This window comes from Bacillus sp. AR13-1, assembly GCF_008042285.1.
Classification (GTDB): Bacteria; Bacillota; Bacilli; order Bacillales; family Bacillaceae_G; genus Bacillus_A; species Bacillus_A mycoides.
The window spans coordinates 265,707-279,252 of the sequence record NZ_QNUA01000007.1; the positions used below are offsets into that span (position 1 = coordinate 265,707).

At 37.1% G+C, this 13,546-nt stretch carries 13 protein-coding genes; 5 read left to right on the top strand and 8 right to left on the bottom strand.

The window, feature by feature from the left end; genetic code table 11:
* Nucleotides 1-10 precede the first annotated feature (10 nt).
* From celF to DN408_RS05820, 4 genes are all read right to left on the bottom strand, one after another.
* On the bottom strand, nucleotides 11-1,336 hold the full coding sequence (gene celF / locus DN408_RS05805) for a 6-phospho-beta-glucosidase (protein WP_078177887.1): 1,326 nt from the start codon (nucleotides 1,334-1,336) through the stop codon (nucleotides 11-13).
* Nucleotides 1,337-1,339: 3 nt separating this feature from the next.
* A complete protein-coding gene (locus tag DN408_RS05810; protein ID WP_000989054.1) occupies nucleotides 1,340-1,663 on the bottom strand; it encodes a PTS lactose/cellobiose transporter subunit IIA in 324 nt (107 codons plus the stop codon).
* Nucleotides 1,664-1,846: 183 nt separating this feature from the next.
* Entirely contained in the window at nucleotides 1,847-3,154 is a 1,308-nt protein-coding gene (gene celB / locus DN408_RS05815; protein ID WP_002129949.1) for a PTS cellobiose transporter subunit IIC, read from the bottom strand.
* A 16-nt stretch (nucleotides 3,155-3,170) separates the two neighbouring features.
* Nucleotides 3,171-3,473 (bottom strand): PTS sugar transporter subunit IIB, encoded by a 303-nt coding sequence (locus DN408_RS05820; protein ID WP_001023565.1) that lies wholly within the window; start codon nucleotides 3,471-3,473, stop codon nucleotides 3,171-3,173.
* A gap of 425 nt (nucleotides 3,474-3,898) precedes the next feature.
* On the opposite strand from DN408_RS05820, the gene DN408_RS05825 reads away from it, so the two are divergent.
* Together DN408_RS05825 and speD are read left to right on the top strand one after the other, a co-directional pair.
* A complete protein-coding gene (locus DN408_RS05825; protein WP_147740000.1) occupies nucleotides 3,899-5,380 on the top strand; it encodes a polyamine aminopropyltransferase in 1,482 nt (493 codons plus the stop codon).
* A gap of 29 nt (nucleotides 5,381-5,409) precedes the next feature.
* Nucleotides 5,410-5,781, top strand: a complete 372-nt coding sequence (speD, locus tag DN408_RS05830) for an adenosylmethionine decarboxylase (protein ID WP_002129953.1) — start codon at nucleotides 5,410-5,412, stop codon at nucleotides 5,779-5,781.
* 352 nt (nucleotides 5,782-6,133) lie between these two features.
* On the opposite strand, the gene DN408_RS05840 is transcribed toward speD, so the two are convergent.
* From DN408_RS05840 to DN408_RS05850, 3 genes are read right to left on the bottom strand one after another with little or no spacing between them, the layout of a single operon-like run.
* Entirely contained in the window at nucleotides 6,134-6,451 is a 318-nt protein-coding gene (locus DN408_RS05840) for a PTS sugar transporter subunit IIA (RefSeq protein ID WP_002016162.1), read from the bottom strand.
* A gap of 9 nt (nucleotides 6,452-6,460) precedes the next feature.
* Nucleotides 6,461-7,762, bottom strand: a complete 1,302-nt coding sequence (gene celB / locus DN408_RS05845) for a PTS cellobiose transporter subunit IIC (protein WP_002016164.1) — start codon at nucleotides 7,760-7,762, stop codon at nucleotides 6,461-6,463.
* A 14-nt stretch (nucleotides 7,763-7,776) separates the two neighbouring features.
* Entirely contained in the window at nucleotides 7,777-8,079 is a 303-nt protein-coding gene (locus tag DN408_RS05850; protein WP_002016166.1) for a PTS sugar transporter subunit IIB, read from the bottom strand.
* 224 nt (nucleotides 8,080-8,303) lie between these two features.
* Between DN408_RS05850 and DN408_RS05855 the strand changes: the two genes are divergently transcribed.
* From DN408_RS05855 to DN408_RS05870, 3 genes are all read left to right on the top strand, one after another.
* Nucleotides 8,304-9,521, top strand: a complete 1,218-nt coding sequence (locus tag DN408_RS05855) for a dicarboxylate/amino acid:cation symporter (protein ID WP_147740001.1) — start codon at nucleotides 8,304-8,306, stop codon at nucleotides 9,519-9,521.
* Between the two features lie 167 nt (nucleotides 9,522-9,688).
* Nucleotides 9,689-10,846, top strand: coding sequence for an acyltransferase (locus tag DN408_RS05865; RefSeq protein WP_147740002.1), 1,158 nt, complete (start codon nucleotides 9,689-9,691; stop codon nucleotides 10,844-10,846).
* A gap of 195 nt (nucleotides 10,847-11,041) precedes the next feature.
* Nucleotides 11,042-11,422 carry a VOC family protein gene (locus tag DN408_RS05870; RefSeq protein WP_002034775.1) on the top strand — a complete coding sequence of 127 codons (381 nt, stop codon included), beginning with the start codon at nucleotides 11,042-11,044 and terminating at the stop codon, nucleotides 11,420-11,422.
* A 56-nt stretch (nucleotides 11,423-11,478) separates the two neighbouring features.
* Here DN408_RS05870 and DN408_RS05875 read toward each other — a convergent pair whose 3' ends face one another.
* A complete protein-coding gene (locus DN408_RS05875) occupies nucleotides 11,479-13,479 on the bottom strand; it encodes a YhgE/Pip family protein (RefSeq protein WP_147740003.1) in 2,001 nt (666 codons plus the stop codon).
* Nucleotides 13,480-13,546 lie beyond the last annotated feature (67 nt).

Below are 13,546 nucleotides of genomic sequence, written 5' to 3' on the forward strand. Positions count from 1 at the left end.
GCGCCGCTTCTTATTTCTCTATCTTCTTAAAGAATTGTGGAAGATGTTCTTTATGTGCTTCCAACATTTCATCTAAAATTTGTTTTGCAACTTTATCTGATGGTACAAGTGGGTTAATTGTCATAGCAAGCAGCGCCTTATGATAATCCCCTGTAACAGCAGCTTCAATTGTTGTGCGCTCAAATGATTTAATTTGCTGTACTAAACCACGAACTGGTACTGGAAGATCTCCGACCGCAATTGGTTTTGGACCTTCTTTCGTAATAATACAGTTCACTTCAACAGCCGAATCATGTGGCAAGCTTGCAATTGTTCCGTTGTTTCGTGTATTAACAGGCTGGATATCACCTTTATTATTGTAAATAGACGTAATTAAGCTACATGCTGCGTCACTATAATAGGCTCCGCCGCGCTTTTCTAATTGTGGTGGCTTAATATCTAAATTCGGGTCTTTATATAGCTCGAATAAATCATCTTCTAATTGTTTTACTACTTCTGCACGTGTACCTTTTTCAATCGAAGCTGTTTTCTCTTCTTCCAACATTTCACGTGTTTTATAGTAGTAACGATGATATGGACACGGAATTGCACGAAGACCGCGAATAAAGTCTGGCTCCCAGTTAAGCGCAGCAATGTTTTCCATCGTAATTTGCTTTTCTGGATCTGTTACAAGTTCTAATACACGATCCATTACGCTTACGCCATCCAAGTATACATCTAATCCGTATACCATATGATTTAAACCAGCGAAATCAACGTGTACCCGGCTTGCATCTACTTCAAGTAATCTTGCAAGACCCATACGAATTCCGATTGGAACGTTACATAGACCAACTACTCGTTGAATGTTCGTGTAGCGAAGTACAGCTTCTGTTACCATACCAGCCGGATTCGCAAAGTTAATTAACCATGCATTCGGACAAAGTTCCTCCATGTCCTTACAAATATCTAAAATAACAGGAATCGTTCTCAGCGCTTTGAACAAACCACCAGGACCATTCGTTTCCTGACCAATTACATCATATTTTAATGGAATTGCTTCATCTTTTGCACGTGCTTCTAACAAACCAACGCGAAGCTGCGTTGTTACGAAGTCAGCATCTTTTAATGCCTCACGGCGATCAAGTGTTAAATGAATATCAATTGGTAAACCTGATTTTTTCACCATACGTTTCGCTAAGTCACCAACGATTTCTAACTTCTCTTTTCCTGCCTCAATATCTACTAACCAAATTTCACGAACAGGAAGCTCGTCATAACGTTTAATAAATCCTTCAATTAACTCTGGTGTATAACTAGAGCCACCGCCGATTGTAGCAATTTTAATTCCAGTCATGCTTTATTCCCCTTTCGCTTCTAGCTTTTTATAAAGGTCAATAAATTCTGCCGCTAATTCTTTTACCGTAATAGAATTCATTAAATGATCTTGCGCATGAATTAAAAGAACACTAATCTCTGTTTTTTCCCCTCTTGCTTCTGATTGTATGAGCTCTGTTTGGAAATGATGCGCTTCATTAATCGCTTCTTTCGCCTTTACCATCGCTTCATCAGCTTCTGCCATTTTCCCCTGTTTGGCGAATTGCAGTGCCTCCATTGCAAAGCTTCGTGCATTACCACTATTTAAAATCAATTGGAATGGAATTTGTTCTGCTGTAGTCATCATAATTACCGCCCTCTCTATTATGGTTCAACCGATTTAAATACCCCTTCAGTTTGAACATTTCTATTAAATTATTATTTTATTAATGATAGTTTGGTGTTCTTGTAGATGGGTCTCATCTTTCTGAACATGATATAAAAGTTAGTTGTTCTGACGAGCTATAAAAACTCGTCAGAACAACACTTTTTAAAGTGATACTGAATTGTCGTTTCCTTTTGTTTCAGCTTTCGCAGCTTGTACATACGTACGGTCACACATTAATACGAATGGATAGTAAATAACTACCGCGATTGCAAAGTTTACTAGCTGCAATGCAGCACCAGCAATACTTCCACCTGCTACAAGATAACCACTAAAGATTGGTGGCATTGTCCATGGAACTAAAGCAACTGTTTTTGGCACCCATCCTAAGGAAATTGCTGTATAAGAAGTAATAACTAATACAACTGGTGTAAGTACGAATGGAATGATTAACGCTGGGTTTAATACAATTGGTGTACCGAAAATAACTGGTTCGTTAATATTGAAGAAACCAGGACCGATAGATACGCGACCTACACCACGAAGTTGCGCACTCTTTGCAACAAGCATTACTGCTACTAAAAATGCTAATGTTGCACCTGATCCACCGATGTATACGTATACATCAAAGAATGGCTTTGTGAAAATGTGCGGTACATCATATGCAGACATACCATCGTTAAATAATTTAATGTTCTTTTCTAGTGCTGGTAAATAGATTGGGTCGATAATACCACCAATAATATTAGGGCCATGTAATCCGAAGAACCATAATACGTGAATAAGTAGAGCAACAATAATTGCACTTGGTAATGTACCTGCTAAACCTTGTAATGGTAATTGAATTGTTTCAAATACGATTTTATGAATACTTGTTCCCGCTAATTTCACAGCTAATTGAATACTTGCTGTTGCGATTAAAATAACAAATGCTGGTACTAATGCTGCAAAGGATTTCATTACTGCTGGTGGAACACCATCTGGCATCTTAATTGTAATATCCCTTTGAACAAAGAACCTGAATACCTCGGTTACAAGAAGAGCTACAATGATAGAAACGAATAAACCTTGTGATCCTGTCCAAGCTAAATCAATACCGCCTTCTTTTGGCGTTGTCGGAGATATAATAATTAATGCACCGAATGTAATAATTGCTGCTGACAACGCGTCTACACCGTAAGATTTCGCTAAATTATAACTTATCCCAACTGCGGCTATGAGGGCTAATATTGCAAAGGACCCTGTCCACATACCACCGCCGATATCTTTCCAAACATCCCCAAATGCACCCTTCATAAGTTTTTGGAATGCATCAACCGGTAGATTATTTATAAGTACTGCAAACGATCCAACTAAAATAAGAGGCATAACTGCGATAAAACCATCACGGATTGCAACTAAATGACGCTGCGATCCGATTCTTCCTGCGACTGGAACTAAATATTTCTCCATAAATGCAATAAATTTTTGCATTTCGCTTCCCCCCTAATTATTTTTTTAGTGTTAATGCGTGATCTAAAACTGCTTCTCCATTCATCATGCCGTAGTGCATTGGGTTAATAACATCGACTCCAACGTTTTTCTCATCGGCAAGCGTTTTCATTGTAGAAAGCATGTAACGAACTTGCGGTCCTAATAATAGTACGTCTGCTTGATCGATATTGTTTTTTACTGCATCCCCAGATACAGCCCAAATCTTACCTTCTAGACCACGAGCTTTTGCAGCCGCTTCCATTTTTGTAACTAGTAAACTTGTAGACATCCCTGCTGAACAACATAATAAAATATTCATTTATAAATCCCCCTTGTGTTGTATAAAAAATTTATGTTTTTTATTTTTCTTTACGCTATTTATTAATGCAATTACCGTGCCAACTTTTCAAAACGCCTAAAATCAGCGTTTTTTCGAGTGATTTCTTTGTGTGTTACCGCTTTCAATCAGTGTGTCCCCAAAAAAACACACAGTGTGTTATAAAACACCTCACTTTTAACACATAACTGTATGAAAATAGATTAGTGTTTAGTTGTCTAGTTGTGTTTAAAACAAAAAAACACTAATTTTTTTAAAAGTGTGAAAATATAGTACCAAAAAATATAATATTTCAACTCAAATCAAAACAAATACCTATTCAAGACACTCGTCTAGTTATTGTCCAGTCAAACTCTATTAAATTACATAGAATAGAATAAAATAAAGTATTTTGAAAGGGGATTCCAATGCCAAAGCATAGAAAAAAGAATAGAATGAAGATTTATAGAATACAGGTTCAAAATAAATGGTATAAACATGAAGAAGGTTCTGAATTAGATTCAAACACGTATAAACTAGACAAACAGGACACTGAAGATACGCCAGACGAGCAAGATAAACAAGACAAGCAAGATAAACAAGACAAGCAAGATAAACAAGACAAACAAGATAAGCAAGACAAACAAGATAAGCAAGATAAACAAGACAAACCAGGTAAACCAGGTAAACCAGACAAGCAAGATAAACACGACAAACAAGACAAACAAGACAAACCAGGTAAACCAGATAAACAAGACAAGCAAGATAAACAAGACAAGCAAGACAAGCAAGATAAACAAGACAAGCAAGATAAACAAGATAAACAAGACAAGCAAGATAAACACGACAAGCAAGATAAACACGATAAGCAAGATAAACACGATAAGCAAGATAAACACGATAAGCAAGACAAACCAGATAAACAGGACAAACACGATAAGCAAGACAAACCAGATAAACAGGACGAAGACGATAAACAAGTACAATCGGAAAATGTAATAATAGTACCCACAGATTCGCACAGCTTAGATGTATGGGATGAAATTTCGCTAAAAGAAATACAAGCTGGCGAACATACAAGTTTATTTGAAAAAAAAAGTAATTATCAAAACATTAACTTACTCCAAGTAAGCGATATTCGTTTATATTTGGATAAACAACTACAATTTAGTTCCGTTGATGAGCAAATCTATCATGAAGCACTAGTTCATCCGATTATGTCAAAGGTAATAGATCCAAAGCGTGTTCTCATATTAGGCGGTGGCGATGGTCTTGCTTTAAGAGAGGTTTTAAAATATGAAACGGTTCTTCATGTAGACCTCGTCGACTTAGATGAAGAAATGATTAAAATGGCTCGCAATGTTCCAGAATTAGTTGCTTTAAACAAACGCGCATTTTTTGATGATCGTGCAAATGTACATGTATGTGACGCAAAAGAATTCCTAAAATCTCCTTCCTCTTTATATGATGTAATTATTATTGATTTTCCGGATCCAGCGACAGAAGTATTAAGCACTTTATATACAAGTGAACTCTTTGCCCTTATAGCTACGTTCCTAACAGAGGATGGCGCATTTGTTTGCCAATCTAATTCACCTGCTGATGCACCTCTTGTATATTGGAGTATCGGTAATACAATTGAAAATGCCGGATTAACTGTAAAAAACTATCATATAATTGTTCCTTCTTTCGGAACTGACTGGGGATTTCATATTGCTGCTAACTCTTCACATGTACTCAATCAAATTGAACAACTATACGTAGTACCAACTCCTCGCACATTACCGTCTCTTCTTGCTCCTTTATTTCAATTTAAAGAAGAACATTTAGATCACCGTAACAATGCCGTTTTAAATTTAGAATCTGACCTTACCCTACATCATTGCTATCAACAAGAAATGCAATTTTGATGATATTTTAACAAAGGGGGTACAAGTAGATGGACTATTCTACATTTGGTCGGCATATAATAGTAGATTTATGGGGCGTGGACTTTTCTCTATTAAATGATATTCATTTTTTAGAACATCATTTAGTTTCCGCTGCGAATCGCTCTGGTGCCCACGTTTTAAATGTAAGTAAAAAGGAATTCCACCCATATGGAGTTACGGTATTAATTTTATTATCAGAAAGCCATCTCTCTATTCACACTTATCCTGAAAAGAAATTTGCAGCAATTGATTGTTATACTTGCGGCACATCTGTCGATCCTCAAAAAGCCATTGATTCTATACTAAGCGTATTAAAACCAGAACGTATGCATATAAAAAAATTAATTCGTGGTGTAGGAGAATTTATTACTATCGATTAATTCTCATCCATATTTATCCACAAATAAGGAGGTTTGTTAATATAAAAATACCATCAGTGGAACCTATAACACTCCACTGATGGTAAGCACACATACATAGTCTATTCACCCCGCTATTCGCCGGGCAGTAAAACTCCCACTGATTAAAGTTTCACTTTATCTTAATTGACGATTTAATTTTGCTATTTTTCGTTTCCAATATAAAGTCATCATAAACCATATAATGAAGCTCCCTTTACACTTTCATTTTTACATAAACTTGGAAATAATAAATAAAATCATGCGTAAGTGGTCTTCTTTTCGTCATAACAGTATCTTTGCAAAACATAAAAAAACCTCGCATAAGCAAGGTTCATTCATCCACCGACATCTTCCTATATAATTCTACAAACTCACTCGCCAATTCCTTCACTGTAATTGCGTTCATTAAATGATCTTGTGCATGCACCATCAAAAGGGTAACTTCGGTTTTTTCCCCGGCAGCCTCTTTCTGTATGAGCTCTGTTTGTAAACGATGCGCCTCTTGCAATTCATTTAAAGCTTCTTGTAGTTTCGCTTCTGCTTCCTGAAATTCACCGCGCTTTGCGCAATCAATTGCTTCCATTGAGCAGCTTCTCGCATTACCACCATGCAAAATTAAGTGAAAAGCTTTCGTCTCTATCGTATCCATTTTAGTTCTTTACTCCCCCTTTTCTTCCGCTACTTTTTGTTTATCCCATATTTTTAAGAACGGTAAGTAAATAAAGAATGCAAGTGCAAAGTTAACAAGTTGTAAAACAACACCTGAAATTTTCCCGCCTGATCCTAAATATCCACTAAAAAGAATAGGTGTCGTCCAAGGTACAGCCGCTCCGCTCGGACGTGCGACCCATCCCCATTCCATTGCAAAGTAAGAAACAACCGTTAACACAACTGGTACAAGTATAAATGGAATAAGTAAAAGCGGGTTCATTACTATCGGCATACCGAAAGTCACCATTTCATTAATATTAAAAATACCTGGTGCAATCGATAATCGCCCTAAACTTTTTAATTGCTGACTTCGCGCAAATAGTAACATTCCTACAACTAAAGCGAGTGTTGCACCAGAACCGCCCATATAAATCCATAAATCAAAGAACTGTGCAGTAATCGTATTCGGTACATCTTGCCCTGCTTGGAAAGCAACTCGGTTTTGATCCATTAACGACAACCAAACGGGGCTCATTACACCACCAACAATAGTAGCACCATGAATTCCACACGACCAAAGAACATGAACGAGAATAACTGCTATTATTGCGCCCCAAAGACTAGCACCAAGTACACTAAGTGGTTCCTGTAAAATTTGCCCCACAATATTATGGATACTGCCAAAAGAAGTATTTTCTATAATTAAGCGCAAAATCCAAATAACCGTTACAACAATAAAACCTGGAACAAGTGCCGCAAATGAACGTGTCACAGCTGGTGGAACTGTCTCCGGCATCTTTATAATCATCTTTTTTTGTACAATAAACCGATAAAGTTCAGTAGATATAATTGCAATAATCATCGCTACAAATAAACCTTGGCTTCCCATTAGCGCCGCTGGGATTGCTCCATCTACAATCACACTTTCCTTCGTGCTTGGTATAATATATGCAACTTGAAATGGAGTTGCAAGTAAAAACGTCACAAGCGACAATGCTCCGGATGCTAAAGCGTCCACTTTATAATATTCTCCAAGTCTGTAAGCGATTCCAAAAACAGCTATTAAAGCCATTATATTAAAAGTTGCACTAACTGGATACCCTAAAGCCCTCTGCCAATTCTCACCAAATAAACCTGCCATAAAATCATTATATCCTGGTATTGGTAATGCACTAATAATGAGGAAAAATGATCCAATAATCAAGAAAGGCATCGTTAAAACAATTCCATCACGAATCGCTTGCAAATGTCTCTGTTCTGCAACCTTCCCTGCCACTGGCATCACATATTTCTCTAAAAACCCTATCATCTATCCCACACTCCTCATGGTTTCATTAACAAAGCTGCTTGCAAGATAGCTTCTCCATTACAAAGCCCGTAATGGACAGATTGAATGACATCAACAGGTATTCCCTTGTCCTTACATAATTCTTTCATTTTCGGTAATAAATAACGTACTTGCGGTCCAAGTAAAAGTACATCTGCAGTATCAATATGATTTCGCACTTCTGAACCTGATACTGCCCAAATCTTTACCTGTATCCCTCTTGCCTCTGCTGCTTTCTCCATTTTTGTAACAATCAAACTGGAAGACATTCCCGCTGCACAGCAAAGTAAAATATTCATCTCGCTCCCCTCCCCCTTTTTCCAAACCTAAGTTATGGTGTAGCCCTTGCCACCACTAGGTTACAAATATATATGTCTAGATTTCTAACTGTATGCCGAGCTTAAAAACAAAAATTTCTCGGTTTTCACGCTATTCCATCTATCCGTATTTTCCTAGTAAAGAAGTCTCTAACTCGCTATAATGATTCAGTATGATTTTTTATAATCGATAGGAGGATATATTTATGAAGGCATATCGCTTTCCGCTTATTTTATTATCTTCTATCCTAATTGGTGGTTTCATTGGTTATTTCATGGGTGCCGATGCAGTTGCTTTAAAGCCGCTTGGTGACATTTTCTTAAACTTAATGTTTACGATTGTTGTACCGTTAGTGTTCTTTAGCATCGCGTCATCTATTGCTAATATGGATGGATTAAAACGTTTCGGTAAAATTATGTCTAGTATGGCTGGAACTTTCTTATTTACAAGTATTTTAGCTGCTATTTTTATGATTATTATCGTGAAAGTATTCCCGCCAGCACAAGGTGTTGTATTAGAACTAACGCAGCCTGATAAAGTTGAAAAAGCAGTTAGTGTTGCTGATCAAATTGTTGGTATCATAACAGTATCAGACTTTTCAAAGTTACTATCTCGCGAGAACATGCTAGCTCTTATTTTCTTCTCTATCTTAATGGGGGTTGCAACTTCAGCAGTTGGTGAAAAAGGGAAACCATTCGCTACATTCCTACAAGCTGGTGCAGAAATTTCAATGAAAGTCGTATCTTTCATTATGTACTACGCTCCAATCGGACTAGCTGCCTACTTCGCAGCATTAGTTGGTGAATTCGGACCACAACTTCTTGGAACTTACTTCCGAGCAGCAATGGTATACTATCCAGCTTCTCTTATTTACTTCTTTGTATTCTTTACATTCTATGCGTACCTTGCAGGTCGCAAACAAGGTGTACAAGTATTTTGGAAGAACATGGTCTCTCCTACAGTTACATCACTTGCAACTTGTAGTAGTGCCGCAAGTATTCCAGCGAACTTAGAAGCAACGAAGAAAATGGGTATTTCTTCTGACGTTCGTGAAACAGTTGTCCTTCTTGGATCTACACTTCATAAAGACGGATCTGTTTTAGGCGGGGTATTAAAAATTGCTTTCTTATTCGGTATTTTCAACATGGAATTCGAAGGACCGAAAACATTAGCAATTGCACTTGTTGTTTCTCTATTAGTAGGAACAGTAATGGGTGCTATTCCGGGCGGAGGTATGATTGGTGAAATGTTAATCGTTTCTCTATACGGATTCCCACCAGAAGCATTGCCAATTATCGCAGCAATTAGTACAATCATCGATCCTCCTGCAACAGTGTTAAACGTAACAGGAGATAACGCTTGTGCCGTAATGACAGCTCGCCTTGTAGAAGGTAAAAACTGGATCAAAAATAAATTTGCTTAATATATAGAAAGAGGATGCTCGGTGGAGCATCCTCTTTTTTGTTGTTATTTGTCGAAACGTCGATATAATCCCATCCCGCCACAATTTTGTTATAATCTTCACAAATATTCCACATCCATTATCCATTCTCCGTACTATAATCATGTATGGAAAAGGAGATGGATACAATGACTCGAAGCGCACCAGAATTCAAAGTTTTGCAAAGCATTGCATTTCTTGCTGTCGTTTTGCAAAGTTCCTTATTATATACAATGAATCAAGGAAATGTCTTACTCGAGCAATCCCTCATTATGGGCATGCTATTTAATCTTGCAAAATTTTCAGCACCTGCATTCATATTTATCGTCGGCTTCCATTTAATTCGGCTATATACGAAGCAACTCGTTTACAGAGAATATATTTATGAAAAAGCCGCACATTTACTCATTCCTTATTTCTTCTGGTCTATTCTTTACCTATTAACAACAAACGATGTCATTACACTACAAGGCGGAATAAAAAGTTTATTACTCGGAACAGCTGCACCTCATCTTTGGTACGTTATTATGATGTTCCAAATTCACTTATTGTTCCCGTTACTATGCACACTATTTTATTGGTTTCAAAAACGAACAGAAAATAAAAAAGACATATATAAATATATGACCATTTTCGCTTGTCTATATTTCTTCTTAATGTGGTACTCTTCTCACTACATTTTTAATGGAGAGAAACTGACTAGTTCAACCATTTTACATTATACAGATCGTTCCTTCTTCTTCTACTCATTCTATTTCGTCATGGGAGGAATAGCTGCTGTATCATTAAAAACTTGGCGTATATTTGTCATGAAACATATTCCGCTTATCACAATACTATTTTTCATCTTATTTTTATTCATCAATTATGAGTTATTTAGTTTTTACGGCGCCAATTCTATTCATTTAACGGTTTCTACTTATTTAAAACCGTCCATGTTTTTATATATTGTTTGTGAAATTATGATACTGTACGTGTTATCTATTACAATTGTACAGCGACGTGGTTTCTTATATAAAGCTTTACGTTTTATCGGGAATTACACGTATGGCGCTTATTTAGCTCATTTTTTCTTCTTGCAACTATGTACAAAATTTCTTTCCTTATTCGCATTGCAAGAAAACACAATATTATATAGCCTATTACTATTTATATTAACGACCACAATCTCTATTTCAGCAATGGTCATTGGTAGCATACTACCATTTCACACGTGGGTTACAGGGCCTTCCCCTACGACAAATATGAGATGGGCGAAGATTGCCATTCGGAAAAATCACGAAAAGGTATTCAAACCATATCTTTGATATAATAAAGTGAAACTTTAATTAGTGGAGGGGTTCTTCATCCCCCACTGATCATCAGCCCTCACCAATCGGGCATTTACGGGCAGCCCGATCCCCACCTAACTTCATTTCTTTTGCTGAATTTTGAGGTAGGGGTCTTACTGCTCGTTAATGCGGGATAGAATTCCATACAAGAAAAGAAAGTAGGACACACCTATGATTAATCAAATTGGACAAATTATGTTATATGTAAATAACCAAGATGAATCAGTACAATTTTGGACAGAAACAGTAGGATTCCAAATTGTTGCAGAAGAAAATAACGGTCAAGGATTTCGCTGGATTGAAATTGCGCCGGCAAAAGAAGCTGGAACAAGCATCGTCCTTCACGATAAGGCGTTAATTGCGAAGATGCAACCTGAATTAAACTTAAATACCCCTTCACTTATGTTCTTCTCTAATAACTTAGATCAACTGTATAAAGATCTTTCTGAGAAAAGTGTTACAGTTGGACAAGTTGTAGATTTACCTACTGGTAGAGCATTCAACTTTGCTGATAATGAAAATAACTACTTTGCAGTTATGGAAAAGAAATAAGAAAAAGCTATCCGAAAAGGTCATAATAAAACCTTTTATTCGGATAGCTTCTTTTATTAAGAAACTTGCTCTGCATTCGTTTCCTTATGCTGTATATGACTCGTAACCCATGTGATTCCGCCAGCAACAACGAGATAGCATAACAATATTAAAATTTGCATTTGTAATTGCGACCAATCGCCCAAAGAAATCACATCTTGTAACCCTCTAAGAGAATGAGACATTGGGAGAAATTGTCCAATTTTGCTAAGAACAGCTATATTTAATTCTCCTGGGAAAGTACCTCCGCTCGTCGCTAATTGAAGAACGAGAAGCGTTACCGCTGCGAACTTCCCAACAATGCCGAATACCGTTACTAACATAAGAATAAATGTCATGAACGTAAAGGAAATAACAATACTTGATAAAACAAAGAGTGATACACTTGCAACTTCTAATTTCATAACTCCTAACACCACCACATCTACAAGTAGTGCTTGAATGAGTCCAATTAAATATACTAATCCTAGTTTATTAATAAAATGTACTGTTCCGCTTACCTTCATATTTTGTCTACGGCCAAGAGGTAAAATATTCGATGCCATAATTCCGCCAACATAAAATGCCAGTGATAAAAAGTATGGTGCAATACCTGAACCGTAGTTAGGCACATCAGAAACTGTCGACTTCACTAATTGAACCGGCTCTGAGAACATCGTATTGCGTGCATCATCATTGCGAACATCCGCTATCTTCTCTGCGCCCTCTCCCAATTTCGTAGAAAGTTCTTTCGCACCATCGTCAAGTTTAACAAGTCCGTTCGTTAACTTATCAGCACCATGATTCAGCTCTGTTCCGCCACTCGCAAGGTGATTTACACCTTCTTGTAATGATGTAAATCCATTTCCCCACTTCGTAAATCCATCAGCTAAATTCGAAGTACCATCTGCTATCTTTTTCGTTCCAGCGGTAGCTTCGTTTAACTTAACTCCGAATGTATTCATGCCTTCCTCAATCTTATGCTGACCATCAGTAAGCTTCCGCGCACCTTGTGTCAATTGTTGTTGGCTATTATTTAAAGTGTTTGTTGCTTTAGCTAATCCGTTAGAAGTAGCAATGATCTTTTGAAAAGCAGGATCTTGCTGCACTTCTGGATGACTTTTCACGTACTCTTCTAATTGTTGTTTTACACTATTTGCTGCATTGTCCGCTTTCACTTGCCCTTCAGCAAGTTTCTCACTTCCGTTCACCCATTCATTTGTACCAGCACTTAATTCACTAACTCCTGATTGTAAAGACTTCTCACCCTGTGCTAGCAGCTCCATACCATTATGAAGTGATGTCGCTCCCTGACTAAGCTCATTTGCTCCCCCAGTTAAGGCCGATTGACTAGAGGCAAGCTTATCACTTCCTTCTTTTAACTTCACTGTTCCATCATTTAAACGATGAATACCATCTGTAAGCTGATTCGCCCCATTTTTTGCATCCGTCGTTCCTTCATGTAACTTCTCAGCGCCACTACTTGCATCACTCAACCCTTGTGCCAAATCTTGAAACTTTGAAAAGACACCTTCTGTATAAGATTTCGTAATACTATTTGAGATTTTTGTTTTCATATTTTCAACAGCTGTCGTTCCAATTTGAGCTGCTACAAAGTTTTTACCTGGATTTACTTTATACTGCAATTGTGCCGGCTCTGGTTTCTCATCCATTAGTGTACTTACCTTTTTAGAGAACTCCTCCGGAATCGTAACCACCATATAATACTTATCTTCTTTTAGCCCTTCATCAGCATCTTTTTCTGATACGAAATGAAACGCCAATTCCTTATTCTCTTTTAAATTTTTAACAAAATCGTCTCCAGCCTGGATTGTTTTTTCATCCATCACAGCACCCTTATCTAAATTAACAACTGCAACAGGTAATTTATCTAATTTTCCGTACGGATCCCAATATCCAGCTAAGAAGAATCCTGAATAAATTAAAGGAACGATTAATAAAAAAATTAAAGCGATACGTCCATGTTTATGGTTCCACATCGCCTTCCAATCTTTAAATATAAGTTGAATTCCCTTCATGAAACATACTCCTTCTCCTAATTTAACACCCTTCGAATGGTTTAACAGATTTACTATACACGTCACT

What these genes read in the sequence shown, in the direction of transcription:
- speD (WP_002129953.1), top strand. Translation starts at nt 5,410, where the DNA reads ATGGACTATTCTACATTTGGTCGGCATATAATAGTAGATTTATGGGGC.
- DN408_RS05855 (WP_147740001.1), top strand. Translation starts at nt 8,304, where the DNA reads ATGAAGGCATATCGCTTTCCGCTTATTTTATTATCTTCTATCCTAATT.
- DN408_RS05875 (WP_147740003.1), bottom strand. Translation starts at nt 13,479, where the DNA reads ATGAAGGGAATTCAACTTATATTTAAAGATTGGAAGGCGATGTGGAAC.
- DN408_RS05870 (WP_002034775.1), top strand. Translation starts at nt 11,042, where the DNA reads ATGATTAATCAAATTGGACAAATTATGTTATATGTAAATAACCAAGAT.
- DN408_RS05820 (WP_001023565.1), bottom strand. Translation starts at nt 3,473, where the DNA reads ATGAATATTTTATTATGTTGTTCAGCAGGGATGTCTACAAGTTTACTA.
- DN408_RS05850 (WP_002016166.1), bottom strand. Translation starts at nt 8,079, where the DNA reads ATGAATATTTTACTTTGCTGTGCAGCGGGAATGTCTTCCAGTTTGATT.
- DN408_RS05840 (WP_002016162.1), bottom strand. Translation starts at nt 6,451, where the DNA reads ATGGATACGATAGAGACGAAAGCTTTTCACTTAATTTTGCATGGTGGT.
- DN408_RS05825 (WP_147740000.1), top strand. Translation starts at nt 3,899, where the DNA reads ATGCCAAAGCATAGAAAAAAGAATAGAATGAAGATTTATAGAATACAG.
- celF (WP_078177887.1), bottom strand. Translation starts at nt 1,336, where the DNA reads ATGACTGGAATTAAAATTGCTACAATCGGCGGTGGCTCTAGTTATACA.
- celB (WP_002129949.1), bottom strand. Translation starts at nt 3,154, where the DNA reads ATGCAAAAATTTATTGCATTTATGGAGAAATATTTAGTTCCAGTCGCA.
- celB (WP_002016164.1), bottom strand. Translation starts at nt 7,762, where the DNA reads ATGATAGGGTTTTTAGAGAAATATGTGATGCCAGTGGCAGGGAAGGTT.
- DN408_RS05810 (WP_000989054.1), bottom strand. Translation starts at nt 1,663, where the DNA reads ATGATGACTACAGCAGAACAAATTCCATTCCAATTGATTTTAAATAGT.
- DN408_RS05865 (WP_147740002.1), top strand. Translation starts at nt 9,689, where the DNA reads ATGACTCGAAGCGCACCAGAATTCAAAGTTTTGCAAAGCATTGCATTT.